25 protein-coding genes are annotated in these 25,710 nt (G+C 67.6%); 6 read left to right on the top strand and 19 right to left on the bottom strand.

All coding sequences use genetic code 11. The features are described from left to right. Window positions 1-105 precede the first annotated feature (105 nt). Window positions 106-516, top strand: a complete 411-nt coding sequence (locus AC5P8D_RS16220) for a hypothetical protein (protein ID WP_257472247.1) — start codon at window positions 106-108, stop codon at window positions 514-516. Window positions 517-811: 295 nt separating this feature from the next. Here the strand turns inward: AC5P8D_RS16220 and AC5P8D_RS16215 are convergent, their stop codons facing one another. Then, window positions 812-2,449, bottom strand: a complete 1,638-nt coding sequence (locus AC5P8D_RS16215; RefSeq protein WP_134958913.1) for an acyl-CoA dehydrogenase family protein — start codon at window positions 2,447-2,449, stop codon at window positions 812-814. A 113-nt stretch (window positions 2,450-2,562) separates the two neighbouring features. On the opposite strand from AC5P8D_RS16215, the gene AC5P8D_RS16210 reads away from it, so the two are divergent. Genes AC5P8D_RS16210 through pdeM form a run of 4 tightly spaced genes read left to right on the top strand, consistent with a single transcriptional unit; the run spans window position 2,563 to window position 8,252 of the window. Continuing rightward, complete coding sequence (locus AC5P8D_RS16210; RefSeq protein WP_043402344.1) at window positions 2,563-3,561, top strand: ligase-associated DNA damage response exonuclease; 999 nt, start codon at window positions 2,563-2,565, stop codon at window positions 3,559-3,561. Beyond that, entirely contained in the window at window positions 3,558-5,165 is a 1,608-nt protein-coding gene (locus AC5P8D_RS16205) for an ATP-dependent DNA ligase (protein ID WP_043402346.1), read from the top strand. The genes AC5P8D_RS16210 and AC5P8D_RS16205 overlap by 4 nt, the downstream gene beginning before the upstream one ends. Continuing rightward, a complete protein-coding gene (locus AC5P8D_RS16200) occupies window positions 5,162-7,621 on the top strand; it encodes a ligase-associated DNA damage response DEXH box helicase (protein ID WP_329841326.1) in 2,460 nt (819 codons plus the stop codon). Before AC5P8D_RS16205 ends, AC5P8D_RS16200 begins: the two co-directional genes overlap by 4 nt. Further along, complete coding sequence (gene pdeM / locus AC5P8D_RS16195) at window positions 7,611-8,252, top strand: ligase-associated DNA damage response endonuclease PdeM (protein WP_495203484.1); 642 nt, start codon at window positions 7,611-7,613, stop codon at window positions 8,250-8,252. The genes AC5P8D_RS16200 and pdeM overlap by 11 nt, the downstream gene beginning before the upstream one ends. A gap of 1 nt (window position 8,253) precedes the next feature. Here the strand turns inward: pdeM and AC5P8D_RS16190 are convergent, their stop codons facing one another. The 9 genes from AC5P8D_RS16190 to rlmD form a co-directional block, all read right to left on the bottom strand. Continuing rightward, entirely contained in the window at window positions 8,254-8,523 is a 270-nt protein-coding gene (locus AC5P8D_RS16190) for a hypothetical protein (protein WP_019336695.1), read from the bottom strand. Window positions 8,524-8,704: 181 nt separating this feature from the next. Then, on the bottom strand, window positions 8,705-9,973 hold the full coding sequence (locus tag AC5P8D_RS16185; RefSeq protein WP_495203483.1) for an FAD-dependent oxidoreductase: 1,269 nt from the start codon (window positions 9,971-9,973) through the stop codon (window positions 8,705-8,707). A gap of 103 nt (window positions 9,974-10,076) precedes the next feature. Then, window positions 10,077-10,283, bottom strand: a complete 207-nt coding sequence (locus tag AC5P8D_RS16180) for a cold-shock protein (RefSeq protein WP_005410590.1) — start codon at window positions 10,281-10,283, stop codon at window positions 10,077-10,079. A gap of 88 nt (window positions 10,284-10,371) precedes the next feature. After that, window positions 10,372-11,118, bottom strand: a complete 747-nt coding sequence (locus AC5P8D_RS16175) for an S-methyl-5'-thioinosine phosphorylase (RefSeq protein WP_495203482.1) — start codon at window positions 11,116-11,118, stop codon at window positions 10,372-10,374. A gap of 82 nt (window positions 11,119-11,200) precedes the next feature. Then, on the bottom strand, window positions 11,201-11,755 hold the full coding sequence (locus tag AC5P8D_RS16170; protein WP_005410592.1) for a hypoxanthine-guanine phosphoribosyltransferase: 555 nt from the start codon (window positions 11,753-11,755) through the stop codon (window positions 11,201-11,203). After that, window positions 11,755-12,762: a beta-N-acetylhexosaminidase gene (gene nagZ / locus AC5P8D_RS16165; RefSeq protein ID WP_019336693.1), complete on the bottom strand. Its 1,008-nt coding sequence runs from the start codon at window positions 12,760-12,762 to the stop codon at window positions 11,755-11,757. The genes AC5P8D_RS16170 and nagZ overlap by 1 nt, the downstream gene beginning before the upstream one ends. Before the next feature lie 165 nt (window positions 12,763-12,927). Further along, a complete protein-coding gene (locus AC5P8D_RS16160; protein ID WP_049436450.1) occupies window positions 12,928-13,623 on the bottom strand; it encodes a DsbA family oxidoreductase in 696 nt (231 codons plus the stop codon). Window positions 13,624-13,735: 112 nt separating this feature from the next. After that, window positions 13,736-14,221, bottom strand: a complete 486-nt coding sequence (locus AC5P8D_RS16155) for a CYTH domain-containing protein (RefSeq protein ID WP_010482827.1) — start codon at window positions 14,219-14,221, stop codon at window positions 13,736-13,738. A gap of 30 nt (window positions 14,222-14,251) precedes the next feature. After that, on the bottom strand, window positions 14,252-15,586 hold the full coding sequence (gene rlmD, locus AC5P8D_RS16150; RefSeq protein ID WP_010482826.1) for a 23S rRNA (uracil(1939)-C(5))-methyltransferase RlmD: 1,335 nt from the start codon (window positions 15,584-15,586) through the stop codon (window positions 14,252-14,254). A 127-nt stretch (window positions 15,587-15,713) separates the two neighbouring features. Here rlmD and AC5P8D_RS16145 point away from each other — a divergent pair, with 127 nt between their 5' ends. Next, window positions 15,714-16,442 carry a response regulator gene (locus AC5P8D_RS16145; protein ID WP_010482825.1) on the top strand — a complete coding sequence of 243 codons (729 nt, stop codon included), beginning with the start codon at window positions 15,714-15,716 and terminating at the stop codon, window positions 16,440-16,442. Window positions 16,443-16,967: 525 nt separating this feature from the next. On the opposite strand, the gene recO is transcribed toward AC5P8D_RS16145, so the two are convergent. The 9 genes from recO to rpoE form a co-directional block, all read right to left on the bottom strand. Continuing rightward, complete coding sequence (recO, locus tag AC5P8D_RS16140) at window positions 16,968-17,687, bottom strand: DNA repair protein RecO (protein WP_010482824.1); 720 nt, start codon at window positions 17,685-17,687, stop codon at window positions 16,968-16,970. A gap of 18 nt (window positions 17,688-17,705) precedes the next feature. Beyond that, entirely contained in the window at window positions 17,706-18,602 is an 897-nt protein-coding gene (era, locus tag AC5P8D_RS16135; protein WP_010482823.1) for a GTPase Era, read from the bottom strand. Continuing rightward, window positions 18,599-19,279, bottom strand: coding sequence for a ribonuclease III (gene rnc, locus AC5P8D_RS16130; RefSeq protein WP_010482822.1), 681 nt, complete (start codon window positions 19,277-19,279; stop codon window positions 18,599-18,601). The genes era and rnc overlap by 4 nt, the downstream gene beginning before the upstream one ends. Then, window positions 19,269-19,652, bottom strand: a complete 384-nt coding sequence (locus tag AC5P8D_RS16125; RefSeq protein WP_010482821.1) for a DUF4845 domain-containing protein — start codon at window positions 19,650-19,652, stop codon at window positions 19,269-19,271. Before AC5P8D_RS16125 ends, rnc begins: the two co-directional genes overlap by 11 nt. Window positions 19,653-19,704: 52 nt before the next feature. Further along, window positions 19,705-20,499, bottom strand: coding sequence for a signal peptidase I (gene lepB / locus AC5P8D_RS16120; RefSeq protein WP_010482820.1), 795 nt, complete (start codon window positions 20,497-20,499; stop codon window positions 19,705-19,707). A 54-nt stretch (window positions 20,500-20,553) separates the two neighbouring features. Next, window positions 20,554-22,347 (bottom strand): translation elongation factor 4, encoded by a 1,794-nt coding sequence (gene lepA / locus AC5P8D_RS16115; RefSeq protein WP_010482819.1) that lies wholly within the window; start codon window positions 22,345-22,347, stop codon window positions 20,554-20,556. A gap of 180 nt (window positions 22,348-22,527) precedes the next feature. Continuing rightward, complete coding sequence (locus AC5P8D_RS16110) at window positions 22,528-24,063, bottom strand: DegQ family serine endoprotease (RefSeq protein WP_159360446.1); 1,536 nt, start codon at window positions 24,061-24,063, stop codon at window positions 22,528-22,530. 74 nt (window positions 24,064-24,137) lie between these two features. Further along, window positions 24,138-25,019: a sigma-E factor negative regulatory protein gene (locus AC5P8D_RS16105; RefSeq protein WP_159360447.1), complete on the bottom strand. Its 882-nt coding sequence runs from the start codon at window positions 25,017-25,019 to the stop codon at window positions 24,138-24,140. Continuing rightward, a complete protein-coding gene (rpoE, locus tag AC5P8D_RS16100) occupies window positions 25,016-25,636 on the bottom strand; it encodes an RNA polymerase sigma factor RpoE (protein WP_495203481.1) in 621 nt (206 codons plus the stop codon). Before rpoE ends, AC5P8D_RS16105 begins: the two co-directional genes overlap by 4 nt. Window positions 25,637-25,710: the final 74 nt, after the last annotated feature.

The raw sequence follows: 25,710 nt of genomic DNA, 5'->3' as shown, positions 1-25,710 counted from the left end.
TTCTTTTGTCGAAATGCGCGCGACTGAGCCGCTGCATCGCGACCCCGTCTTCACAACGGCATGAATAGGCTGGCGTCCCCATCCATTGCAGTACCGGAGACCGCCATGAAGATTCGTCCGATCACTACCAGCCTGCTGGCCGCCTCCCTGCTGCTGGCCCTGGCCGCCTGCAAGGGCCCGGAAGCCGAACAGGCCAAGCAGGACGCACAGCAGGCGGCCGACAGCGCAGGCGCTGCCGCCCGCGACGCCGTCGACAAGGCTGCTGCCGCCACCCGCGAAGCCGCCGACAAGACCGCTGCCGCTTCCGAGCAGGCCGCCGCCGATACCCAGCAGGCGCTGGACAAGGCTGCAGACGCCACCGCGAACGCGGCCGACAAGGCCAAGGACGCCGCAACCGACGCCGCCGCACACGCCAGCGACGCGACCGCCAACGCCGCGCAGAAGGTTGCCGACAAGGCACGTGATGTCGCCAATGACGCCAAGGCCAACGCCGCCAAGGAAGAAGCCAAGCACTGAGGTGTATCGCCAGCCGAGTATCGGCAGCCGAGCATCGGCTCGGCGCTACTAGAAAAGCCGCGGCACTGCCGCGGCTTTTCTGCTTTTCGCTCTCCGCTCTTTCTGTTGATTCCGTGGTGGACCGCACGGAAACCGTCCAAGGCCGCGCGCGTAGGTTGCGCAGGGGCGTAAGCGCCATGGATGGCGCGCCCGGGCCTACAAGGACGTATTCACGGCGCCCCCTGCGCGACCTAGCCGCGCGGCCCATCCATCAGTATCAGCGCCCACCACGAGGGGCACCGCCGTTGGCCATTCCCTACGGCAGCGCGCGCGCCAGCATCGCCGTCAGCTCCAGCCCCGCCGGCAGCGTCCCAAACGCCAGCCCATGCTCCCCTTCCAGCCGGCTGCGCACGAACGCCTCCGCCATCGGGCTGCGCGCCTGCAGCAGCAGCGCCGCCTGCAGCAGCAGCGCGGTACGCTCGCAGAACAGCCGCGCCTGCGCTTCCTCCGGTGGCGGCGCCGCTGCCCAACGCTGCAATGCCGCTGCATAGCGCGCATCACGATCAGCCACCGACGCCAGCTCACCGCGCAACGCCGCCATCGCCTCCGGCTCACGCGCCAGCGCGCGCAGCACATCCAGGCACTGGATGTTGCCGCTGCCCTCCCAGATCGAATTCAACGGTGCCTGCCGGTACAGGCGCGGCAGCATCGACTCCTCTACGTAGCCGGCACCGCCCAGGCATTCCTGCGCCTCATTGACGAAAGCCGGTGCGCGCTTGCACAGCCAGTACTTGCCCAGTGCCGTCCCCAACCGCGCCATCGCCGCTTCATTGGCATCCACACCGGCACGATCCACCGCGCGTGCGATGCGCATCGCCAACACCGTGGCCGCTTCCGACTCCAGCGCCAGATCAGCCAGCACGTTGGTCATCAACGGGTGCTCGACCAGCAGCTTGCCGAAGGTGCGTCGATGGCGTGCGTGGTGCAGCGCCTGCGCCAGCGCCATGCGCATCTCTGCCGCCGCACCCAGCATGCAGTCCAGGCGGGTCATCATCACCATGCCGATGATGGTGGCCACGCCGCGCCCCTCTTCGCCCACGCGCCATGCCTGTGCGCCGCAGAACTCGACCTCGCTGGAGGCGTTGGCCCAGTCGCCAAGCTTGTCCTTCAGCCGCATCAACCGGAACGCATTGCGGTCACCATCGGCCAGCCGGCGCGGCATCAGCAGGCAGGTCAGTCCTCCCGGCGCCTGCGCCAGCACCAGGAAGCCATCGCACATCGGCGCGGAAAAGAACCACTTGTGGCCGACCAGGCGATAACGCTCGCCATCGATCGGTTCGGCGCGCGTGCTGTTGGCGCGGACATCCGAGCCGCCCTGCTTCTCGGTCATGCCCATGCCCAGGGTGATGCCGGCCTTGTCCGCCACCGGCACGTCGCGCGGGTCATAGACCGGTGCAGCGGCCTTGCGCGCCCACTCGGCCAGATGCGGCTGCGAATGCAGCACCGCCACCGCCGCATGGGTCATGGTCAACGGGCAGCTGGTGCCCGCCTCGGCCTGGTGATGCAGGTAGCTCAACACCGCACGTGCCACGTGTGCGCCAGGCTGCGGCTCATGCCAGGACAATCCTGCGACGCCGTGCGATTTGGCCGCGTCCATCAACCGGTGATAGGCCGGATGGAACTCCACCGTGTCGATGCGATGGCCCTGTGCATCATGCGTGCGTAGCCGCGGACGATCACGGTTGGCATCGAAGCCGAGCCGGTACAGTTCATCACCGGCGAGTGCACCATAGACACCCAGCCGCGGCGCGAAGCTGGCGGCGCCTTCGCGCTGCACGGCTTCCATCAGCGCCACGTCGTCGGTCCACAATTGTCGCCCTGCGAACGGCGGCGGCTGGTTCAGCACCACATGGGTTTCATACGGCGCGTTGCTGCTGAAGCTGGGTCCACTCATCCGGTCCATCCTGGCGGCAAGAGGTCTGCGGCCCGATTGTGCCGCATCGCCTGCCAAGCCCGTGTTCAGGCCGGTTCTCACCCTCTGCACGAGACGCAGGCCACAGTGACCGCATGGCAGGCAACGACGATCTGGTGGTGCTGCGCCCGGAGGGGCTGTACTGCGCCGCCGGCGATTTTCATATCGACCCGTGGCGACCGGTAGCGCGCGCGGTCATCACCCATGGCCACGGCGACCATGCCCGTCCGGGCATGGGCGAGTACCACTGCAGCGAAGGCAGCCTGCCGATCCTGCGCTGGCGCCTGGGTGACGTGCCGGTGCAGGCGCACGTCGAGGGCGTGCCGTTCCGCCTGGGGAAGGTGCAGGTATCGCTGCACCCTGCCGGCCATGTCCTCGGCTCTTCGCAGGTACGCATCGACGACGGCCGGCAGGTCTGGGTGGCCTCGGGCGACTACAAGCGCCAGCCCGACCCGACCTGCGCGCCGTTCGAAGTGGTGCCCTGCGATACCTTCATCACCGAAGCCACGTTCGCCCTGCCCATCTACCGCTGGCCGGACACGCCGGCGGTGGCTGCGGAAATCGTGGCGTGGCGCCGCGAATGCGAACAACGTGGCGAAGCGGCGATCCTGCTGTGCTATGCATTGGGCAAGGCGCAACGGGTGCTGGCCGAACTGCGGCCACTGGACGATCGCCCGGCCTGGCTGCATGGCGCCATCGCCAATGGTGTGGCGGTCTACCGGCAGGCCGGCGTACCGATGCTGGAGACGCTCACCGTGGCCGAACAGGGCCGCCAGCCGGATGCCGCCGGCCAGCTGATCCTCGCGCCGCCGTCAGCTGCGGGCACGCCCTGGATGCGTCGCTTCGGCCGCCACCAGCTGGGCTTCGCATCCGGCTGGATGCAGCTGCGCGGCAATCGGCGGCGTCGCAATGTCGATCGCGGTTTTGTCATTTCCGATCACGCCGACTGGCCAGCACTGCTGCAGACCATCGAACAGACGGGCGCCCAGCGGGTGATCGCCACCCATGGCAATACCGATGCGTTGATTCCGTTCCTGCGCGAGCGCGGCGTGGCTGCCGAAGCCTTCCGTACCGATTTCGGGAGCGAAGAATGAAGGCATTCGCTGCGCTCTACCAGCGCCTGGATCGCAGCACCGCCACGCTGGACAAGCGTGCGGCGCTGGTCGACTACTTCCGCCAGGCGCGTGCGCATGACGCGGCATGGGCGCTGTACCTGCTCAGCGGCGGCAAGGTGGGCGGCGCACGCCGGAAGATCGCCGCCAGCAGCGAACTGCGCGCGTGGGTGAGCGAGGAATCGGGCCTGCCGCCCTGGTTGGTGGAGGACAGCTATGCGCAGGTGGGGGACCTGGCCGAAACGCTGACCCTGCTGCTGGATGATCCATCCCGGCCAGCTGTCGACCGCCCCTTGGCCGAATGGATCGAACAACATCTGCTGGCGGTGGCCAATCAAGCCGAAGCAGTGCGCCGTGCGGCGGTCGTCGCAGGCTGGCAGCAGCTGTGCAGCAGCGAACGCCTGGTGTTCAACAAGCTGCTGACCGGTGCCCTGCGCGTAGGTGTTTCGCAGCGGCTGGTACAGCAGGCGCTGGCCGAATGGTCCAGCCTGGACATCGCACGCATCGCCCAGCGCATGCTTGGTGAGTGGGTGCCCTCGCCCGGGCTGCTGGCTCAGCTGCTGTCGCCGGATGAGCTTCCGCTGGACCGTCAGCAGCCCTACCCGTTCTTCCTCGCATCGCCACTGGAAGGTGAACCTGCCGAACGGCTCGGCCCGATCGATGACTGGCTGCTGGAATGGAAATGGGATGGCATTCGCCTGCAGCTGCTTCGCCGGCGTGGCGAGGTCGCATTGTGGTCGCGTGGCGAAGAGCGGCTGGATGGCCGCTTCCCCGAAATCGAGCAGGCGGCGATGGCGCTTCCCGATGGCTGCGTACTGGACGGCGAGCTGCTGGCCTGGGACGAAAACGCCAACCTGCCGCGTGCCTTCACCGCGCTGCAGACCCGCATCCAGCGCCGCAAACCCGGTGCGGCCACCCTGCGCAACACGCCGGTGCGCGTGCTCGCCTATGACCTGCTGGAAGTCGATGGCGCGGACCTGCGTGAGCTGCCGTTGCAGGAACGGCGTACGCGGCTCACTGAGGTCATCGGTGCGCTGGACGATGTGCGGATCCAGCTGTCGCCCGACGTTGACGCCGACGATTGGCAACGGGCAGCAGCGATGCGCGACGTGGCACGCGAACGCGGCGTGGAAGGTCTGATGCTGAAACGGCGTGTCTCGCCCTACCAGACCGGGCGACGACGCGGCGACTGGTGGAAATGGAAGGTCGATCCACTCACGATCGACGCGGTGCTGTTGTACGCCCAGGCCGGCCATGGGCGGCGCAGCACGCTGTACACCGACTACACCTTCGGCGTCTGGGACGGAGACACGCTGGTGCCGGTGGCCAAGGCGTATTCGGGCCTGGACGACAAGGAGATCCTCGCGCTCGACCGCTGGATCCGCGCCAACACCCGCGAGCGCTTCGGTCCAGTGCGCAGCGTGCGCGCCGAACAGGTGTTCGAACTGGGTTTCGAAGCGGTCAACCGCAGCAGCCGGCACAAATCCGGTATCGCCGTGCGCTTTCCGCGCATCCTGCGCTGGCGCCACGACAAGCCTGCCAGCGAGGCCGATCAGCTGGCTACGCTGCAGGCGCTGGCGCGATGAACCGCAGCCAGGCGCTGCGCAGGCTGGAAGACTGGTTCGCGGCACGCGGCTGGCGCTCACTGCCATTCCAGCGCGCAATGTGGCGCCACTACCTGGCCGGCGAATCCGGGTTGCTGCATACGCCCACGGGCAGCGGCAAGACGCTGGCGATGTTCGGTGGGCCGTTGCTGCAGGCGCTGATCGATCCACCGCCACCGCCCCGCAGGGCCAGCGCGGTGCGCCCACTGCAGGTGCTGTGGGTGACGCCTTTGCGCGCGTTGGCCAGTGATACCGCCCGCGCCCTTCAGGCCGTCGTCGACGGCCTGGGACTGGGATGGCGTGTCGGCCTGCGCAGCGGTGACGCCAGCAACCGCGAGCGGCGCCAGGCCCGCGAAGGCCGCATCGACGTGCTGGTGACCACGCCCGAATCGCTGGCGCTGCTGCTGAGCTATCCCGATACCGTGGCACGCATGCGCCAGCTGCGCTGCGTGGTGGTGGACGAGTGGCATGAACTGCTGGGCAACAAGCGGGGAGTGCTGCTGCAACTGAACCTGGCGCTGCTGCGCGACATCGCCCCCGCGTTGCAGCTGTGGGGACTCTCGGCCACGCTGGGCAATCTGCAGGAGGCACGCGACGTGCTGCTGCCCGGGCAGCCCAACGCGCCCATCGTGCAGGGCGTGCGCCCGCGCGCAGTCGGCGTGCGCAGCCTGCTGCCCGACCCCGGCGAACGTTTCCCCTGGGCCGGGCATCTTGGCCTGGCGCAACTGCCGCGCGTGCTGGACGCGTTGATGCAGGCACGCAGCAGCCTGCTGTTCACCAATACGCGTGCGCAGGCGGAACTATGGCATCAGGCGCTGGCCGCGGTCTGGCCCGAAGACCAGGGCACGCTTGCGCTGCACCACGGCTCACTGGATCCGGCGCTGCGCCAGCAGGTGGAGGATGGCCTGCGCGCGGGCGTGCTGCGCTGCGTGGTGGCCACCTCCAGCCTCGACCTCGGCGTGGACTTCCCCGAGGTTGAGCAGGTATTGCAGCTGGGCAGCCCGAAGGGTGTAGCCCGCCTGCGCCAACGCGCCGGACGTGCGCGCCACCGCCCGGGCGCCAGCGGCTCCATCCTGTGCGTGCCCAGTCATGCGCTGGAACTGGCCGAGTACGCCGCCGTGCGCCGTGCATTGGCCGCCGGCGTGGTCGAAGCACGCAGGCCGCCGACGCTGTCGCTGGATGTGCTGGCCCAGCATGCGGTCAGCCGCGCGCTGGCCGGTGGCTTCGACAGCGATGCGCTACTGGCGCAGGTGCGGCGCACCCACGCCTTCGCATCGCTCGGCGACGGCCAATGGCAGGCGGTACTGACCTTCATCGTGCAGGGCGGCCAGGCGCTGGCCCAGTACCCTGATTTCCACAAGGTCGTGCGCGATGACGACGGCTGCTACCGCATGCACGATCGCCGCCAGGCACTGCGCCATCGGCTGTCGATCGGCACCATCAGCAGCGATGGCAGCGTGCGCGTGCAGTTCCTGCGCGGTGGTGGCCTGGGCGCCGTGGAGGAACAGTTCGCCAGCCGCCTGCGCCGTGGTGATCGCTTCCAGTTCGCCGGGCGCCTGCTGGAACTGGTGCAGCTGCGCGACATGACCGCCTTCGTGCGGCTGGCACGAGGGCGCGGTGATGGTGTGGTGCCACGCTGGCAGGGAGGCCAGTTGCCGCTGTCGATGCCGCTCGGCCGTGAGCTGGAGTGGGTACTGTCCGGCGCCGACGACAGTGCCGAATCACGCTGGTTGTCACCGTTGCTGGCACTGCAGCAGCAGTTGTCGGCGCTTCCCGGCCCGGAACATCTGCTGGTGGAAGAGGTGCGGCGCCGCGAAGGCCAGTTCCTGTTCGTCTACCCCTTTGCCGGCCGCCACGTGCACGAGGCGCTGGCCGCCCTGCTGGCACTGCGCTGTACCCGCTGGCAGCGCAACAGCATCGGCTATGCGGTGAACGATCATGGCCTGGTGCTGGCACCGGCGCAGGCGATCGATCTGGATGCGGCGCAATGGCGCGCATTGTTCACCCCCGATCAGCTGCTGGACGATCTGCGCGCGGCAGTGAACCTCGGCGAGCTGGCGCGGCGCCAGTTCCGTGGCATCGCACGCGTAGCCGGCCTGCTGGTGCCCAGCCTGCCCGGCGGCATGCCGCGGTCGCTGCGCCAGCTGCAGGCCTCGGCGGGCCTGCTCTACGACGTACTGCGCGAGCATGACCCCGGCCACCTGCTGTTGGCATTGGCCGAACGCGAAGTGCTGCACGACAGCCTGGACCTCCCAGGGCTGCAGCGGGTACTGGCAAGGATCGGCATGCAGGTCTTCTCGGTGCAGCACCCGGCATCACTCACACCGCTGGGCTTTCCACTGTGGGCCGAACGCCTGCGCGGGCAGTTCAGCAACGAAGACTGGCGCACCCGTGTGCAACGCGCGGCCCAGCAGCTGGAGCGCCGCCATGGCCGATGAACTGCCGCTGCTGCGCGCCGGCGAATCGCTGATTCTGCTTGGCGCGCGTGCACTGTACTGGCCTGCGCGGCAGGCGCTGTTGATCGCCGACCTGCACCTGGGCAAGGCCGATGTATTCCGTCGTGCCGGCATCGCATTGCCCAGCGGCGGCACCGGCGAAGACCTGCAACGCCTGCAGGGGCTGCTGGACAGGCATGCCTGCCGCGAGCTGTGGATCCTGGGCGACATCCTGCATGGGCCGGCGCATCGCGCTGCCTGGTACCAGCAATGGCTGGAATGGCGTGAACGCAATGCCGCACTGGACGTGCATGTTCTGCGCGGCAATCACGACCGCCAGCTGCCGCATGCGCAGTTGCAGGTCCAGATCCACGATGAAGTACGGCTGGGGCCGTTCCTGCTTCGGCATGAGCCGATGCCCGATGCAGAGCTGCATGTGATCGCCGGGCATCTGCATCCGCAGGTTGCCTTGCCGCCCCTGCGGCGGCGCTTCGCCGCGTTCTGGCTGCGCGACCGGACGACAATCCTGCCCGCCTTCTCCGCGTTTACCGCCGGAAACGTCCCTGCCCCCGTCCCTGGCGAGCAGATGATCGTCTGCGTGCAGGGCGGCCTGGTGGAACTGCCGGAAGCTTGAATCAGGCCGGACGAATGCCCAGCTGCGGCATCAACCGGAAATCAGGCGTGTCATCTTCACGTCGTCGCGGCAACGCCTGGATCGCCGCCAGCATCTCCTGCGCGCAGGTGCGGATGCGTGCGTGGTGCTCCGCTGATGCATGACTGATCAGGCTGCCGACATGGAACTCGAACACGTCCTCCAGTACGTCGGGCTGGTCCTCGTGCAGCATCTGCAGCAATCCGCGCAGCTTGCAGATTTCCGATTCCAGCTCCTCGACCGCGAACAACATGGCGTCCTCCTCTTCAACAACAGGCGGCACGTCCGGGCCGCAACAGGCCGCAACGGCAGCGCCGCCCCGGGCCACGCGCGATGTTGATCACGGAAAGGAAAACGGGCGACGCGCAATCGCGTGCAACCTACTTCTCGCATATCCGCGGTGAGGCAACCGTTAATTCACGTGACGACGCGCTTCACGCATTGGCCGTGATCGAGTTGATGCGAGGTGTCTCCGCTGCGGTGGCCAATGCGTCGACGAAAGCCGGATCCAGTGCGAGCGCACCGAACCAGCCGTGCTGGGTGCCACTGAGCACGCGCAGCATGTGGCCACGGCCACCGGGCAGGCGCCCCATCGGGCCCAGCAGCACATCACGCGCCTTGGCCCAGGCGTCGCGGTCGGACTGGAACAGCGGCGTCAGCCAACGACTCCAGCGCTGGTACACCGCAACGTGCGCCCTGCGTTGCGCCTGGTACGCCTGCAACGCTTCGGCACCACCGCCATGCGTGCGAACGGCATCGCGCAATGCCAACGCATCGAGCAGCGCCATGTTCACCCCCTGCCCCAGCTGCGGGCTCATCGCGTGCGCGGCATCACCGGCCAGCACCATGCGGCCCTGGTGCCAGCGCGTCATCACCGCATCATGGTAGACCGCGCGCGCCATCTGGCCGGCATCGCGCAGATGGGCGAAGCGCGCACTGGCCTGCGGCCACAGTGCATGCAGTTCATCCAGCCAGGGGGCCATGCCGTCGGCCTGCCAGCGCTCGAAGTCGGCGCGTGGCAGGCTCCAGAAGAAGCTCAGGCGCGGCGTGTCATCACCGGGGCGCGTACCGACCGGCAGCAGCCCGATCATCTTGCGCGCGGCCACGTAGCGCTGGCGCAGCTCCCGCACGTGCGGCCAGTCTTCGGCCGGCAGCAGGCACCACAGCGCCCCCCACGGATACACGCGGTCCAGCCCGGCACCGCCGGCGATCGTGCCGCGCAGCGTCGAGGCGGCGCCATCGGCGGCCACCACCAGATCGAACGGACCGTGCATGCGACCGTCGCTGTCGCGCAGGCGGCCCTGCTCGGCATCCACCGCCGCGATGCTGACGCCCGCATGCAACTGGCCTGCACCCGCGCGCGCTTCATCCAGCAGCGAGAACAAGGCCCCGCGCTGCATGCCCAGGCCGTGCAGGCGCGCATCCAGTCCGTCGTAACGCATGTCCATCACCGCGCGCTCGCACGGCGTGTCGCCATACAGGCGGTGCACCGGCGCGGCATGTGCGCGCACGGAATCAAGCAGGCCCATCTGCCACAGTACCTGCAGGCCGCTGGGCTGCAGCAGGAAGCCGGCGCCAACCGGTCCCGGCGTGGGCACGCGTTCGAAGATCTCCACCTCGTGGCCGTCACGGGTGAGCAGGATGGACACTGCCTGTCCAGCGGTGCCGTAGCCGATCACGGCGATGCGCAGTCGTTCCTTCATGGGCGCATTGTGCCCGAGGTGGGTGGATCGCGAACGGGCCGCAGGCATGCCGCGCAAAAAAAAACCCCGCCGGAGCGGGGTTTTCAACGCACTGTCGAGTGGATCACTCGGCCGGCGTGATGTTCGAAGCCTGGGCACCCTTCGGGCCCTGGGTCACGTCATAGGTGACACGCTGGCCTTCCTGCAGGCTGCGGAAGCCCTTGGAGTTGATGGCGGAGAAGTGCGCGAACACGTCGGCGCTGCCATCCTCCGGCGAGATGAAGCCAAATCCCTTGGCGTCGTTGAACCACTTGACGGTACCGTTCGGCATGGTGATGCGAGACCTTATGCAATGAATGGGTGGTGTACGCTGAACCCGCGCACAAGCTGAGTATGCAAAGCTTGCTCGGGGAAGACAATCACCCCCGTGCCAATTCGCCCACCAGTTCCGGAAGTCCGTTGCCGGCCGCCTGCACGTTGGCCAGCACTTCGGCCATCGTAATCTCCTCGCCATCACCACACCCGGCAGCCCAGTTGGCGATGATCGCCAGGCAGGCGTAATCCAGCCCCAGCTCGCGTGCCAGCGCGGCTTCCGGCATGCCGGTCATGCCCACCAGGTCGCAGCCGTCGCGGCGCATACGGGCGATTTCAGCGATGGTTTCCAGGCGCGGGCCCTGCGTTGCGCCGTAGCAGCCACCGTCATGGACCGTGACACCGGTCACTTTGGCCGCGGCCAGGATCTTGCTGCGCAGCATCGGCGTGTACGGGTGGCCGAAATCGACGTGGACCACGTCGGTGCCTTCTTCTTCACAGATCGTGCTGATGCGGCCCCAGGTGTAGTCGATGATCTGGTCCGGGCAAGCCAGCACGCGCGGACCAAAGTGTTCGGTGATGCCCCCCACCGTGTTCAACGCCAGCACGCGCTGCGCGCCCAGTTGCTGCAGCGCGGCCAGGTTGGCGCGGTAGTTGATCTTGTGCGGCGGCAGCGAATGGCCTTCGCCATGCCGCGCCAGGAACGCCACGCGATGGCCGAGCAGCGTACCGACGCGCACCGGGCCCGATGGGCGGCCGAAGCGGGTGTCGACCTCCTGGGTCTGCACATCGTCAAGCTTGGCCAGATTGTAGACACCGGTACCGCCGATCACGGCCAGGGCGATCTGTTGCATTCGAAGCACTCCATGAAAAGACGAACGCCGGCACCCGAGGATGCCGGCGGCAGAAGAAGACGCGCCGCGGGCGGCTGCGCCGTTATTCCTTCATCGCGTAGATGGCCGGCACGCAGCGCAGGGTTTCATTGACGTCCATGCCGAAGCCGAACACGTAGCGGTCCGGCAGTTCGATGCCGGCGTAGTCGGCGGTCACGTCCGGCAGCGCGCGGTCGTGCTTCTTCACCGTCATCGCGGCGATGCGCACGTCGGTCGCGCCCTGTTCCAGGCACCAGGTGCGCACGCCCTGCAGGGTGTAGCCCTCGTCCAGGATGTCGTCGACCAGCAGCACGCGGCGGCCGAACAGCGAAGTGGCCGGCTTGTGCTTCCAGACCAGGTCGCCGCCGGTGGTTTCACCGCGGTAACGGGTAGCGTGCAGGTAATCGAACTGCACGTCCTGGCCGCGCGCGCCCAGTTCCAGCGCCAGTTGGCCGGCGAACGGCAGCGCACCGTGCATGATGGACAGGAACAGCGGCACCTCGCCCTTGTAATCGCGCGCGATGGCGTCGGCGATACCAGCGATGGCCTTGTCGATGGTGGGGCGGTCGACCAGCAGGTCAGCCTGGGCCAGGGCCTGGGAAATGGTGAGGTTGGGCATCAGACGGTTCTTCCAAGGGTTTCAAGCAGACGGGATTGGGTGTCGCCATGGCGGGCATCGGCCAGCAGGCCATCCCAGCCAAGCGCGCCACGGCCGATCAGGCCCAGCAGCGCAGCAGTGTTGAGGGAGCGTCCCTGCACCGCGTGCAGGGCTTCATCGACCAGTTCCGGGTGGCAGACCAGCACCACGTCGCAGCCGGCATCCAGATGCGCGTGCACGCGCGCGGGCACACCACCGGCGCTGTGCGAGGCGGCCATGCCGATGTCATCGGAGAACACCACGCCGCGGAAGCCGAGCTCGCCGCGCAGGATGTCCTGGATCCAGCGCGGCGAGTAGCCGGCCGGTTCAGGCGCAATCTGCGGGTAGATCACGTGCGCCATCATCACCGCGTCGGCACCGGCGGCGATGCCGGCCTGGAATGGCACCAGGTCCTGCGCGCGCAGCGCGTCCAGCGCGCGCGGGTCGATCGCGGTATCCACGTGGGTGTCTTCCAGCACGGTACCGTGGCCGGGGAAATGCTTGAGCGTGGCGGCCATGCCGACCGAATGCATGCCGCGCACGTAGGCGGCGGTGAACGCGGCCACCACCTGCGGGTCTTCACTGAAGGCGCGGTTGCCGATGGCACGGTTGCCACGGCCAAGGTCGACCACCGGCGCGAAGCTCAGGTCCACACCGCTGGCCCGTACCTCGCTGGCCATCAGCCAGGCGTGCCGTTCGGCCAATGCCAAGGCCTGCTGCGGGTCGGTGGCATACAGCGCACCAATGTCCTGCAGTGGCGGCAGATCGCTGTAACCCTCGCGGAAACGCTGCACGCGGCCGCCTTCCTGGTCCACGCAGATCAGCTGCGGGCGTGGGGCAGCGGCGCGGATGGCCGCGCTCAGATCGGTCACCTGCTGGCGCGAGGCGAAGTTGCGCTTGAACAGCACCACCCCGGCCACGGCATCGTGCTGCAGCCAGTCACGTTCCTGGGCGGTCAGTTCGGTACCGGCAACGCCGATCAGCAGCATGGTCGATCTCCACAACGCGCGCCCGCATGGCGCAGTGCCGCATTGTCGCAGAACCGGCCGACAGGCGCAGTGGTCAGAAAAAGGGGACGGAGGGGATCAAGGCGCAATCGACCCAGGTGGGCTGGATACGTCTTAATCCCCTCCGTCCCCTTTTTGGGGGGCCGGTCAGACCTTGCAGCCGTCCGGGCCGCAGGTCTCGTCGCCGTCAGCCGACGCTGCCGGAGCGCCCTGTTCGGCCGCGATCTGGCGCAGGGCGTTGGCGAAGGCCTCCGGCGGCTGTGCCCCGGAAATGGCCCACTTCCCATCAATGACGAAGGTCGGCACCGAAGAAACGCCCAATGCATGGGCCTGCGCCAGCTTGGCTTCGACCTCGGCCAGGCCGCGGTCGGAGGCCAGCATCTGCGCGATTTCGCCGGCGTCGAGGCCGCCCGCCACGCCGGCCTTGATCAGCACCGAGGGGTCGGCCAGGTTCTGGCCGTGCTCGAAGTGAGCGCGGAACAGAGCCTCGCCGACCGCATCCTGCACGCCATGCTCGCCGGCCAGCCACAGCACCCGGTGCGCCGGCAGCGTGGTCACCCGCACCTGGCCCTGGCTGAAGTCCATCGGCAGGCCCTCGGCACGCGCGGTGGTCTGGGTCTGGCCGAGGATCTGCTCGGTACGCTCGACGCCCCCGAACTTGCGCACGTAGGCCTCGCGCAGCGGCACCGGGGTGGCGTCCGCATCCGGGTCCAGCTGGAACGGCTGCCAGTGGATATCGAGTTCAGGCGCGTTCGCGCCCAGCAACTGCACGCCCTGCTGGAAACGATGCTTGCCGATCCAGCACCAGGGGCAGACCACGTCGGAGTAGATATCGATTCTCATCCCCACGACATGGGGCCCGCCTCCCTCGTTAAAAGGGGACGGAGGGGACTAAGTCGGTTCCCGCACAGGTGGGGTAAAGATGTCTTAATCCCCTCCGTCCCCTTTTTGGGGTTCACCACTGTGAATAGGGGTGACTGGCCAGCGCGACGTTGTAGTAGCGCGCATCGTCGGTGACTTCGGCACCCACCCAATCCGGCAGGTCGATCGCCTGGTCGGCGCTGTCCAGCTCGACCTCGGCCACCACCAGGCCGGCGTTGTCGCCGAGGAACTCGTCCACCTCCCAGGTCAGGCCGGCGTGCTCGACCAGATGACGGTGCTTGTCGATCAGGCCGCCCACGCACAGCGCCAGCAGTGCGCGTGCATCGTCCACCGGGATCGGGTAATCGAACTCCTGGCGGGTATGGCCGATGGTGCGCGACTTCAGGTTCAACGCGGCGTGGTCGCCTTCGATGCGCACCCGCACCGAGGCGTTCTGGGTGCCGCGGTCAAGCGCCCCCATGTCGTTGATGTAGCCCTGCGCCATCGGGATCACCCGGTGCGCGGCGGCGCGCCAGCCATCGCTGCTGACGAGGAATTTGCGTTCGATTTCGATGCCCATCGCACAATTATGCGCGATGGGCATGACAGATCAGCGCTTCTCGAACACCGCGATGCTTTCCACGTGCGCGGTGTGCGGGAACATGTCCATGGCACCGGCGCTGACCAGGGTGAAGCCCTGTTCGTTGACCAGATAGCCGGCATCGCGGGCCAGCGAGCCCGGGTGGCAGCTGACGTAGACGATGCGCTTGAACTGCTTCAGCGGCAGCTGCTGCAGCACTTCGATCGCGCCCGAGCGCGGCGGGTCCAGCAGCAGCTTGTCGAAGCCCTGGCGCATCCACGGCGTGCTGCGCTGATCCTGGGTCAGGTCGGCGCTGAAGAACTGGGCGTTGGCCAGGCCATTGCGCTCGGCGTTCTCACGGGCACGCGCGACGAGGCCGGCATCGCCTTCCACGCCGACCACTTCGCGCACGCGGCGCGCCAGCGGCAGGGTGAAATTGCCCAGGCCGCAGAACAGGTCCAGCACGCGCTCGTCCTCACCCGGTTCCAGCAGGTCCAGGGCGTGGGCGATCATCTTCTCGTTGAGCTTGGCATTGACCTGGATGAAGTCCAGCGGGCGGAACGCCAGTTCCACGTCCCACGGCGCCAGCCGGAACGACAGCGGCACGCCCTGCCCGTCCAGCGGCTGCACGGTGTCCACGCCGCCGGACTGCAGGTAGATCACGAAGCCATGCTGCTGGCCGAAGGCGGCCCAGGCCGCACGATCGGCATCGCTGAGCGGCTGCAGGTGGCGCACGGTCAGGACCACGGCCTGGTCACCGGCGATGAACTCGATCTGCGGAATATCGCGCTTGCCGTCGAGCGATTCGATGAAAGTGGACAGCGCCTCGACCTTGGTGCCGATTTCCGGGATCACGGTCAGGCACTGGCTGAGGTCGGCGACGAAACGCGGGTCCTGTTCACGGAAGCCGACCAGGGTCTTGTCCTTCTTCTCGACCCGGCGCACCGAGAAGCGGCCCTTGCGCCGGTAGCCCCAGCTCTCGCCGACCAGCGGCGCCAGCACGGTTCCCGGCTTCACGTGGCCGATGCGCTCCAGGTTGTCCATCAGCACGCGCTGCTTGGCCACGATCTGCTGGTCTTCGTCCAGGTGCTGCAGCACGCAGCCGGCACAGGTGCCGAAGTGCGGGCACTTCGGGGTGACGCGCTGCGGCGAGGCCTTCAGCACTTCCACCGTGCGCGCTTCGTCGAAATGGCGGCTGCGGGCGGTCTGTTCGGCCATGACCACCTCACCCGGCAGTGCGCCGCTGACGAAGGTGACCTTGCCGCCCTCACCCTCACGGCGGGCGACGCCGCGACCATCATGGCTGAGGTCGAGGATCTCGGTCTGGAACGGGGTACGGTCGATGCGGGAGCGGGATCGGGCCACGTGGCAACAGGCTGCGGGCAAAAATGGGGGCGTATTGTCGCAGATCCTGACCGGCAGGGCCCGGACCCGCTTGCGCCCGCCGCCGCCGTGCTTGATGATTGCAACAGCTGACATGGAGGCAGCCCTGATGCAGATGACCCCGCGGGCCAGCCGGCCCCGCTTCCTGCTTGTCGAGGACGACATCATCAGCCGCGGTTTTTTCAAGGCGGCGTTGGAAACGTTACCGGCGGACGTGGACACCGCAGATTCACTGGCCAGTGCGCTGGCGAGCGCCGAACCCGGCGCGCATGACCTGTGGCTGATCGACGTCAACCTGCCGGACGGCAACGGCGCGCAGCTGCTGCGCGAACTGCGCCGTTCACACCCCGACACCCCGGCGTTGGCGCATACCGCCGACGGCGACACCTCCATCCATGCCCGCCTGCGTGAAGCTGGCTTCAGCGACACGCTGGTCAAGCCGCTGGGCCGCGACCAGTTGCTGAAAGCCGTGCGCCGCGCGCTGGTGAACAGCCCCGCGGGGATCTTTGTCGCCCCGGCCCCGGCAGCGGTCGAGCTGCAGGTGCAGGACTGGGACGAGACCGCGGCACTGGCCGCGCTCAATGGCCAGCGCAACCACCTGATCGCCCTGCGCGAGCTGTTCCTGGCCGAGTTGCCGGGGGTACGCGACGCGGTCGAGCAGGCCGTGGACCAGCACGACGAGCGTCAGCTGCGCAGCCAGCTGCACCGGTTGCAGGCCAGTTGTGGCTTCGTCGGCGCGGCACGGCTGGGACGCGCGGTGCGGCAGCTGCATCATGCGCCGGAGTCCGGGCAGGCCCAGGACGGGTTCCGCGCGGCGGTGGCAGCGCTCCTGCACTGAGGGGGGGGCGGCAGGGCTTGCAGCCCTGCACCTGCTTCAAGCCAGAGCAACAGCCGAAGCAACGGCAACAGCAGCCATCCCGTGGGATGGCGGGGCACTGTGGGTATGCGGGGACGGCGCAAGTACGTCCATGTAGCCTTGGTCGCGCCATCCATGGCGCTCACACCCCGCAAACCCACAGTGCCCCGCCTTCGACAGTTGACCGGTGGCCAGTAGATCCACGCCATGCGTGGATGAATCTCTGTCAGATATCGAAATTCAAACTGGGGTCAGATCCGTTTTCCTTCGGAAAACGGATCTGACCCCGTCGGCATGTCCAACAGCTCGCAAGAATCTGTCGAAGGCGGGGTGGGTCCGGTTGCGGGAGTGTCCGCGGCATGGATGCCGCGGCCAAGCCCCCAAGGACGGGTTTACGGCGTCTCCCGCAACCGGACCCACCCCGCCGACCCACGGATAACCAGCTTTTGCTTTTGACGTTGACGTTGATTCGGCAGGTGCAGGGCTGCAAGCCCTGCCGAACATCCCCTACCTGCGGGGCGCGAGCTGCTCGAGCATTTCCCAGGACTTCAGGCCGCGGGCGCCCAGGTGATGGGCCAGCACCCGCCGCATCGGCAGACGCAGGCTGGCCAGGTCGGCGGCATGGGGCTCTTCGTCGGCCGCCAACGCCAGCAGCGCCGAGCCAGTCGCCGCCGCCCGGCGTTCCCCACCGCGCTCGCTCAGCAGGCGCTGCGCGCCTTCCTGCGGATCCAGTTCGTAGCGCGCGGCCGGGTCGATCGGCTGGCCGTCGCTCGCGCTGTCCAGATCGAAACCCAGGCCCAGCGCGGACAGCAGCTCGCGTTCGAAGCGACGCAGGGTCCAGGCCAGGCCGGCGCCCACGGCCAGCCGCGCACGTGCCTCGCCGTAGGCCAGGTACAACTCAGGCAGCGGGTCCTGGCGCGGGGCCAGGCGCAGGGTCAGTTCACTCAGGTAGAAGCCGGCCAGCATCGCCTGGCCGACCAGGCGTGGCGCGGCATCCAGCGCCTCGGCACCCCGCAGCTGGGCCAGTTCGCCCCGCTGCTGGGCACTGAAGCGGATCCACTGCAGCGGCTGCAGAGCGGCCCGCAGCACCTGTCCCTTGGCGGTGGATACGCCACGCGCGAGCAGGCCGATCCGGCCATGCTGCGCACTCAACACTTCGACCAGCAGACTGGTCTCGCGGTAGGCCCGTGCGTGCAGCACGAAGCCAGTGTCGTCCTCGATCATCATCGAAGCGACCGCAACGGCTTACTCGTAACCGAAGGCCTTCAGTGCGGCCTCGTCGTCGGACCAGCCTTCACGCACGCGCACCCAGGTCTCCAGGAACACCTTGGCCCCGAACAGACGCTCCATCTGCAGGCGGGACTTGGCACCAATCTCCTTCAGCCGGGTGCCGCCCTTGCCGATCACGATCGCCTTCTGGCCCTCGCGCTCGACCCAGATCACCGCACCAATGCGTAGCAGGTTGCCATCTTCAGTGAAGCGCTCGATTTCCACGGTGGTCGCGTACGGCAGTTCCTCGCCGAGCTGGCGCATCAGCTGCTCACGCACCAGCTCGCCGGCCAGGAAACGCTGGCTGCGGTCGGTGATCTCGTCTTCGCCGAACATTGGCGGCGCTTCCGGCAACAGCGCCAGTACGTCGCGTACCAGTGCTTCCAGGCCGTTGCGCTTCTGCGCCGAGATCGGGTGCACGGACGAGAAATCGCGGCCGGCCGTGACTTCCTGCAGGAACGGCAGCAGCGCGCCCTTGTCCTTCAGACGGTCGATCTTGTTGACCACCAGCACCACCGGGATACCGGCGTCGCGCAGAACATTGAAGGCCAGGCTGTCTTCTTCGTCCCAGCGACCGGCTTCGATCACCAGCAGGCCGGCATCGACGCCTTCCAGCGAGCCGCGCGCGGCACGGTTCATCACCCGGTTCATCGCCCGCTTCTGCACCTTGTGCAGGCCGGGGGTGTCGACCAGCACCAACTGGCCTTCCGGATAGGTGGCGATGCCCAGCAGGCGATGGCGCGTGGTCTGCGGGCGGTTGGAAACGATGCTGACCTTGGCGCCGACCAGGGCATTGGTCAGGGTCGATTTGCCCACGTTCGGGCGGCCGATGACGGCCACGCTGCCGCAATGATGGGAAGTTTGTTCGCTCACTTGGAATCCAGTTGTTCTAGGACGGCTGCAGCCGCCTGTTGTTCGGCAAGCCGCCGCGAGGCGCCTTCGCCCTCGATGCTGGCGGCCGGGTCGGCTACGTTGCAGCGTACCCGGAAGTGCTTGGCGTGGTCGTCACCGGATTCTGACACCAGTTCATACTGCGGCAACGCCTTCTGTCGGGCCTGCAGCCATTCCTGCAGGCGGGTCTTGGGGTCCTTCTCGGGCCGGCCGGAGGCCGGCAGCGCCTCGATCGAAGCACTGAACCAGGGCAGTACCACCGCCCGGCAGGCCTCGAAGCCGGCATCCAGGTAGATCGCGGCCACCACGGCTTCCACCGCATCGGCCAGGATCGAGTCGCGGCGATGACCGCCGGACTTCATTTCGCCCGGGCCCAGGGTCAGCCGCTCGCCCAGTTCCAGGGTGCGCCCGATCACCGCCAGCGCGCCTTCACGCACCAGCTCGGCACGGGCACGGGTCATCGCCCCTTCGTCAGCCTTGGGCCAACGTCGGTACAAGGCCTCGGCCGCCATCATGTTGACGATGCTGTCGCCGAGGAACTCCAGGCGCTCGTTGTGCGGCGCACCGGCACTGCGATGCGTCAGCGCCTGCTTGAGCAGGGCCGGGTCGCTGAAGGCATGACCAATCAGGTCGCCACGTTGGATGAATTTACTGGGCACCGCTTCGTGTCAGGTCCTGGGAAGAATCGAATTTGCCAACCACATCGAGGTTGCCGATCAGCTGACGGCGCACTTCGTAGTTGACCTTGAGGGTCCAGCCATTGTCGCGACGGTCGAACTTCACGTTGGCCGGCTTCACATTGTCCGAGTAGTTGATGTACAGGCGCTTGAAGAACAGGTCCTGGATGCGCGCCGGCTCCATGCTGCCCACGCCCGGCTCGTTGGCCAGGCTTTTCATCGCCGAGCGCACCGCGTAGTACTCCTGGTACATCGGGAACAGCTTCATGCCGATGTAGAGGAAGAAGCCAACCACGATCAGGACCGTCAGGAACGAGGTCAGGGTCATGCCACGCTGCGTGTTCATCGTCTTCATTGCGTTCTCCCCAGATACGCGTTGGATGTGAAAATACCCGGTTGATGCCCGGTCAGTTGATGCTCGAGCCGATCCGCGACGGCTCGAAACCATCCTTGCAGAACCAGCCCTGGCAGTTCAGCCAGATCAGGAAGGCCTTGCCGCGCAGGTTCTCTTCCGGCAGCAGGCCCCAGAAACGGCCATCGTCACTGTTGTCACGGTTGTCGCCCATCACCAGGTACTTGCCGGCCGGCACGGTCCACTGGCCCTGGCCACGCGGGTAGTCGGTCTCCAGCACCGTGTGGGTGCGGCCCGGCAGGTGCTCGACCAGCAGGTTGGCGCCCTCGCCCTGACCCTTGTGGCCGGCGTAGATGCCCTTGTTGTCGTACTTCAGCGGTTCGCCATTGAGGATCATGCCGTCGCCTTCGAAGACCACGGTGTCACCCGGCACGCCGATCACGCGCTTGATGAAGTTCTCGCCCTTTGCCGGGTCGTTGTCGCTGTGGCCGGGGAAGTGGAACACCACCACATCGCCACGCGACGGCTCGCCAAATGGCACGATCTTGGTGTTGCTGATCGGCAGGCGCAGGCCGTAGGAGAACTTGTTGACCAGGATGAAATCACCGATCAACAGGTTCGGCATCATCGAGCTGGACGGGATCTTGTACGGCTCGGCGATGAAACTGCGCACGATCAGCACGATCGCCAGCACCGGGAAGAACGCACGCGAGTAGTCCACCAGCACCGGCTCGGAATCGAGCAGGCCGGCGCGCTGGGCACGCCGCTTGGCAAGGTACAGCTTGTCCGCGAGCAGGATCAGGCCCGAGGCCAGGGTCAGCACGACCAGGAGGATCTCAAACAGTTTCATTCAGGGTCCTTTGCAACGTCACCGGACGACCGGCCCCGCAGGGCCGGTGCGGGCTTACTTGTTGTCCATCTGCAGCACGGCCAGGAACGCTTCCTGCGGGATCTCCACGCGGCCGACCTGCTTCATGCGCTTCTTGCCTTCCTTCTGCTTTTCCAGAAGCTTCTTCTTGCGCGAAACGTCGCCACCATAGCACTTGGCCAGCACGTTCTTGCGCATGGCCTTGACCGTGGTACGGGCGATGATCTGCGAGCCGACGGCGGCCTGGATGGCCACGTCGAACATCTGGCGCGGGATCAGGTCCTTCATCTTCTCGCACAGCTCGCGGCCGCGGCGGTCGGCATGGCTGCGGTGCACGATCAGCGACAGCGCATCGACCTTGTCACCGTTGATCAGCACATCCACGCGCACGAACGGGCCGGCGTCGAAGCGCACGAAGTGGTAGTCCAGCGAGGCATAGCCACGGCTGACCGACTTCAGCTTGTCGAAGAAGTCCAGCACCACTTCGGCCATCGGCAGCTCGTAGCTGATCTGCACCTGGCTGCCCAGGTAGTTGATGCCGATCTGGCTGCCGCGCTTTTCTTCGCACAGCTTGATGATGTTGCCGATGTACTCCTCGGGGGTGAGCACGTTGGCACGGATGATCGGCTCGCGGATCTCCTCGACCTGGTTCACCGGCGGCAGCTTGGCCGGGTTGTCCATGTTGATGATCGAGCCATCGGTCTTCAGGACTTCATACACCACCGTCGGCGCGGTGCTGATCAGGTCCAGGTTGTATTCGCGCTCCAGGCGCTCCTGCACGATTTCCATGTGCAGCATGCCGAGGAAACCGCAGCGGAAGCCGAAGCCCATCGCCTCGGAGCTTTCCGGCTCGAAGCGCAGCGCGGCATCGTTCAGGCGCAGCTTGTCCAGCGCTTCGCGCAGGTCCGGATAGTCCTCGGCATCGACCGGGAACAGGCCGGCGAACACGCGCGGCTGCATTTCCTGGAAGCCCGGCAGCGGCTTCGGTGCCGGGTCGCCGGCCAGGGTCAGGGTGTCGCCGACCGGCGCACCGTGCACGTCCTTGATGCTGGCGGTGACCCAGCCCACTTCACCTGCACGCAGCGCCGGCAGCACCTTGCGCTTCGGGGTGAACACGCCGACGTTGTCGACCTGGTGGTTGCGGCCGGTGGACATCACCTGCAGCTTGTCACCGGCCTTGATCTCGCCCTGCATCACGCGCACAAGCGAGACCACGCCCAGGTAGTTGTCGAACCAGGAGTCGATGATCAGCGCCTGCAGCTTCTCGGTGTCGCGCGGCTTCGGCGGCGGAATGCGGTGCACGATCGCTTCCAGCACGTCCTGCACGTTCAGGCCGGTCTTGGCACTGACCGGCACGGCGTCGGAGGCGTCAATGCCGATCACGGCCTCGATCTCGGCCTTGGCGCGCTCGATGTCGGCGGTGGGCAGGTCGATCTTGTTGATCACCGGCACCACTTCCAGGCCCTGCTCCACGGCGGTGTAGCAGTTGGCCACCGACTGCGCTTCCACGCCCTGGGCCGCATCGACCACCAGCAGCGCGCCTTCGCAGGCGGCCAGCGAGCGGCTGACTTCATAGGAGAAGTCGACGTGGCCGGGGGTGTCGATGAAGTTCAGATGGTAGGTCTGCCCGTCCTTGGCCAGGTACGGCAGCGACACCGACTGCGCCTTGATCGTGATGCCACGCTCGCGCTCGATCGGGTTGGAGTCGAGCACCTGCGCTTCCATCTCGCGGGCCTGCAGGCCACCACAGAGCTGGATGATGCGGTCGGCCAGCGTGGACTTGCCGTGGTCGACATGGGCGATGATGGAGAAGTTGCGGATGTTCCGCATCGAATCAGAAGACATAGGTGGCGGCGGCGCGCGGCGTCGTCAGGGTAACGGTCGATTATCGCATGCCCGGCGCCCGCCCGCGAAAACGGCCTCATCGGACCGGGTCCGGAACGGCCGAAGCCCCGCCGGGGCGGGGCTTCGGAGGAGAAGCCGGGGCCGCCGAAGCGGCCCCGGCAGGCCTTACTGGCCGGCCTTGACCGCTACGAACGCGCTGTTGCCGCTGCCGGTGCGTACCAGCAGCATCACCACGTCGCCCTTCTTGTAGCTGGACAGCGCACGGTTCAGCGCGTCCACGCTGCCGACCTGGGTGCTGGCCACCTGCAGGATCACCATGCCCGGAGACAGGCCCGCATCACGCGCGCCCTGGCCCTTGACCCCGGTGATGCGCACGCCTTCGCCCGATTCCAGGCCCAGCTGCTTGCGCTGCGGCGCGGTCAGGTCACTGACGTCCAGCCCCAGCAGGGCATTGGCGCCGGCCTGCGGCGCCGCATCGCTGTCGCCGGTGGCCGGGCCACGCGAACTGGCCTGCCCGTCTTCGGTCAGGGCGGTCAGGGTGGCGCTGAGGTCACGCGGCTTGCCATCGCGGATCACGCCCAGGGTGACCCGGCTGCCCGGTGCCATCGCGCCGATCAGCGGCGGCAGGTCGGACCAGCTGTTGACCGGCGCGCCGTTCACTGAGCGGATCACATCGCCGATCTTCACCCCGGCCCGGGCTGCAGCCGAATCCGGCACGATCTGGTTGACCAGGGCGCCGCGGCTGTCCGGCAGGCCCATCGCCTGCGCCTTCAGGCCGTCGATTTCCTGCACCACCGCGCCGAGCTGGCCGCGGGTGACCTTGCCGGTCTTCTTGATCTGCTCGACCGCACTCATCGCCAGGTCGATCGGGATCGCGAAGCTGATGCCCATGTAGCCGCCCGACGCGGAGAATATCTGCGAATTGATGCCGACCACTTCGCCACGGGTGTTCAGCAGCGGGCCCCCGGAGTTGCCCTGGTTGATCGCCACGTCGGTCTGGATGAAGGGCACGTAGCGCTGGTCCGGACCGCCGGTGCTGCGGCCGAGGGCGCTGACCACGCCGGCAGTGACCGAGTGATCGAGGCCGAACGGCGAGCCGATCGCGACCACCCACTGACCCGGCTTGAGGGAGTTGGAGTCGCCAACGCGCACGGTCGGCAGGTTCTTGCCGTCGATCTTCAGCAGTGCGACATCGTACTGCTGGTCGCTGCCCACCACTTTCGCGGTGAACTCACGGCGGTCACCCAGCTTGACCTTCACCTCGCTGGCATCGGCCACCACGTGGTAGTTGGTCAGTACATAACCATCGGGCGAGATGATGAAGCCCGAGCCCATGCCGCGGCCCTTGATGCTCGGGCCACCGTCCGGGCCGCCCGGGCCCTGCCCCGGCATCGGGAAATCCGGGCCGAAGAAGCGGCGGAAGAACTCCGGCATGTCATCGCCGCCGCCCATCGGGCCCCGTGAGGCCTGGCGGTTGTTGCGGACGATGGTGGTGTCGACGTTGACCACGCCAGGCCCGACCTGTTCGACCAGATTGGTGAAGTCAGGCAGGCCCGTGACCAGCGGCTGGGCCGGCGCCCGCGGCGCGGCGGCCGGCGCGGCCTGGGTCTGGGCGGCCGGAGCCGGGGCCTGCGCGCAGGCCATCAACGGCAGGGTCAGGGCCAGCAGGCCAATGGCCTGCGTGCGGAGTCGGGGAGTCATCGGACGGCAACCTCCGGATCGGATGGAAAGAGGAATACGGGCCCCGCCGACGGCGGGGCATGAAAGCGCCCGGCTCAGTCGCGCGGGCGCGGCGGCACCGGCAGGTCGTCCTGCAGGCGCGGCTCGAACGGGTAGAACGCCGCGCCCCCGGCATGGGCCGGGAAGCTCGCATTGAGCGCGCCGCCGGCAGCGGGCGCCAGGCTGGAGCGCGGCCACGGTCGCGCCTGCAGGCCACCGACCTCACCGAACGGCATGTTGCGGCTGGCATTGGCCGGCACGGTCGGGGTCAACGGCGCCTGTGCGGCGGCCACAGCGCGTTGCGGCATGTCCTCACGCTGGGCGGCACGCGCGGCCTGCTGGCTGCGGGTAGCGCTGGCGCGACGGGTGTCCTGGCGCCGGCTGGCAGCGGCCATGGCCACTGCCGGTACACCGGCCACGGCCATTGCGGCGGTATCCACCGAGGCTTCGGTCACCGGAGCCGGCGTCGTCGGTGCCGGCGCGAGTTCGGCCTGGCTGGCGATCACCTGCGGTGCCAACGGCTCGCCCGGGGTGGCCTCCTTCAGCTTCTCACCGCCCATGAACAGGGCCACCGCCGCCACCGATGCGGCCAGTGCGGCGCCACCGCCCCAGGCCCGCCAACCACTGCGGCGTACCTGACGACGCGGCTCGGCCTGCGGCGCCGGTTCGGCGGCGATGGCGGCGGCCACGGCAGCACTGAAGCCGGCCGGCGCCAGCGCCGACGCCTGTCCGCGCATCACGTCGCCCAGCAGCTGCCAGCGTTCCTGGCAGCCGGCCAGCTCGGGGTCGTGCTCCATCCGGCGCAGCAGGAAGCGCGCTTCATCGGCGCCCAGCTCGCCATCGACCAGGGCCGACAGCTGCTCGCGATGGCGCTGGTCCAGGCGCTGCCCGGCGGGCGATTGGTGGTTCTGCGATTCATTGAACGGATTACTGGTCATACGCGGCTCTTCTCACGGGTGGCGCTGCCGATGTCCAACAGCGGCCGGAGTTCGGTGTCGATCGCCTCGCGCGCCCGGAAGATCCGTGAGCGCACGGTGCCGATCGGGCACCCCATTTTCTGCGCGATATCCTCGTAACTCAGGCCTTCCACCTCGCGCAGGGTGATCGCCAACCGGAGCTCTTCCGGCAGCGCGTTGACGGCCTTCATTACCGTCTGTTCCAGTTCCTGGCGCATCAACTCGCGTTCGGGCGTGTCGGTGTCGCGCAGGCGCGTCCCGCTGTCGAACTGTTCGGCATCCCCGATGTCGATGTCATCGGTCGGCGGTCGGCGATTGTGTGAAGCCAGGTAGTTTTTGGCGGTATTCACGGCGATTCGATGCAACCAGGTTGAGAACTGGGCATCGCCACGGAAACTTCCGATCGCGCGGTAGGCACGGATGAAAGTGTCCTGGGCGACGTCCTGACATTCGCTCCAGTCGGCGATGTAGCGACCGACAACGGCCACCACGCGATGCTGGTACTTGCGCACCAGGACATCGAACGCGGCGCTCTCGCCGTGCTGCACGCGCCGGACCAGTTCCAGATCCAGCTCCTGAGGTGTATCAACATCGGCCATGAGGGGCCGCACTCCTGTCAGCCCAACCGACGTCGGGCAATGAGACTGCCAATCCCGGGAAAAGTTCAGTCGCC

It is taken from the genome of Stenotrophomonas sp. YJH_SMC_101-4 (assembly GCF_059370395.1).
The sequence above is the reverse complement of the archived record's forward strand: the minus strand, read 5'-3'. Positions and strand labels throughout refer to the sequence as shown.

Bases quoted from the DNA above. Each gene is read 5' to 3' on its own strand.
- AC5P8D_RS16175 (WP_495203482.1), bottom strand. From the start codon at position 11,118: ATGCAACAGATCGCCCTGGCCGTGATCGGCGGTACCGGTGTCTACAAT.
- recO (WP_010482824.1), bottom strand. From the start codon at position 17,687: ATGATGATCGAGGACGACACTGGCTTCGTGCTGCACGCACGGGCCTAC.
- AC5P8D_RS16200 (WP_329841326.1), top strand. From the start codon at position 5,162: ATGAACCGCAGCCAGGCGCTGCGCAGGCTGGAAGACTGGTTCGCGGCA.
- pdeM (WP_495203484.1), top strand. From the start codon at position 7,611: ATGGCCGATGAACTGCCGCTGCTGCGCGCCGGCGAATCGCTGATTCTG.
- AC5P8D_RS16125 (WP_010482821.1), bottom strand. From the start codon at position 19,652: ATGAAGACGATGAACACGCAGCGTGGCATGACCCTGACCTCGTTCCTG.
- AC5P8D_RS16170 (WP_005410592.1), bottom strand. From the start codon at position 11,755: ATGCCCAACCTCACCATTTCCCAGGCCCTGGCCCAGGCTGACCTGCTG.
- AC5P8D_RS16210 (WP_043402344.1), top strand. From the start codon at position 2,563: ATGGCAGGCAACGACGATCTGGTGGTGCTGCGCCCGGAGGGGCTGTAC.
- rpoE (WP_495203481.1), bottom strand. From the start codon at position 25,636: ATGGCCGATGTTGATACACCTCAGGAGCTGGATCTGGAACTGGTCCGG.
- AC5P8D_RS16220 (WP_257472247.1), top strand. From the start codon at position 106: ATGAAGATTCGTCCGATCACTACCAGCCTGCTGGCCGCCTCCCTGCTG.
- AC5P8D_RS16205 (WP_043402346.1), top strand. From the start codon at position 3,558: ATGAAGGCATTCGCTGCGCTCTACCAGCGCCTGGATCGCAGCACCGCC.
- AC5P8D_RS16180 (WP_005410590.1), bottom strand. From the start codon at position 10,283: ATGCCGAACGGTACCGTCAAGTGGTTCAACGACGCCAAGGGATTTGGC.
- AC5P8D_RS16155 (WP_010482827.1), bottom strand. From the start codon at position 14,221: ATGGGCATCGAAATCGAACGCAAATTCCTCGTCAGCAGCGATGGCTGG.
- lepB (WP_010482820.1), bottom strand. From the start codon at position 20,499: ATGAAACTGTTTGAGATCCTCCTGGTCGTGCTGACCCTGGCCTCGGGC.
- AC5P8D_RS16190 (WP_019336695.1), bottom strand. From the start codon at position 8,523: ATGTTGTTCGCGGTCGAGGAGCTGGAATCGGAAATCTGCAAGCTGCGC.
- AC5P8D_RS16110 (WP_159360446.1), bottom strand. From the start codon at position 24,063: ATGACTCCCCGACTCCGCACGCAGGCCATTGGCCTGCTGGCCCTGACC.
- AC5P8D_RS16215 (WP_134958913.1), bottom strand. From the start codon at position 2,449: ATGAGTGGACCCAGCTTCAGCAGCAACGCGCCGTATGAAACCCATGTG.
- nagZ (WP_019336693.1), bottom strand. From the start codon at position 12,762: ATGCTGCTGATCGGCGTTGCCGGTACCGAACTGACCGCCCAGGAACGT.
- AC5P8D_RS16105 (WP_159360447.1), bottom strand. From the start codon at position 25,019: ATGACCAGTAATCCGTTCAATGAATCGCAGAACCACCAATCGCCCGCC.
- lepA (WP_010482819.1), bottom strand. From the start codon at position 22,347: ATGCGGAACATCCGCAACTTCTCCATCATCGCCCATGTCGACCACGGC.
- AC5P8D_RS16145 (WP_010482825.1), top strand. From the start codon at position 15,714: ATGCAGATGACCCCGCGGGCCAGCCGGCCCCGCTTCCTGCTTGTCGAG.
- AC5P8D_RS16160 (WP_049436450.1), bottom strand. From the start codon at position 13,623: ATGAGAATCGATATCTACTCCGACGTGGTCTGCCCCTGGTGCTGGATC.
- AC5P8D_RS16185 (WP_495203483.1), bottom strand. From the start codon at position 9,973: ATGAAGGAACGACTGCGCATCGCCGTGATCGGCTACGGCACCGCTGGA.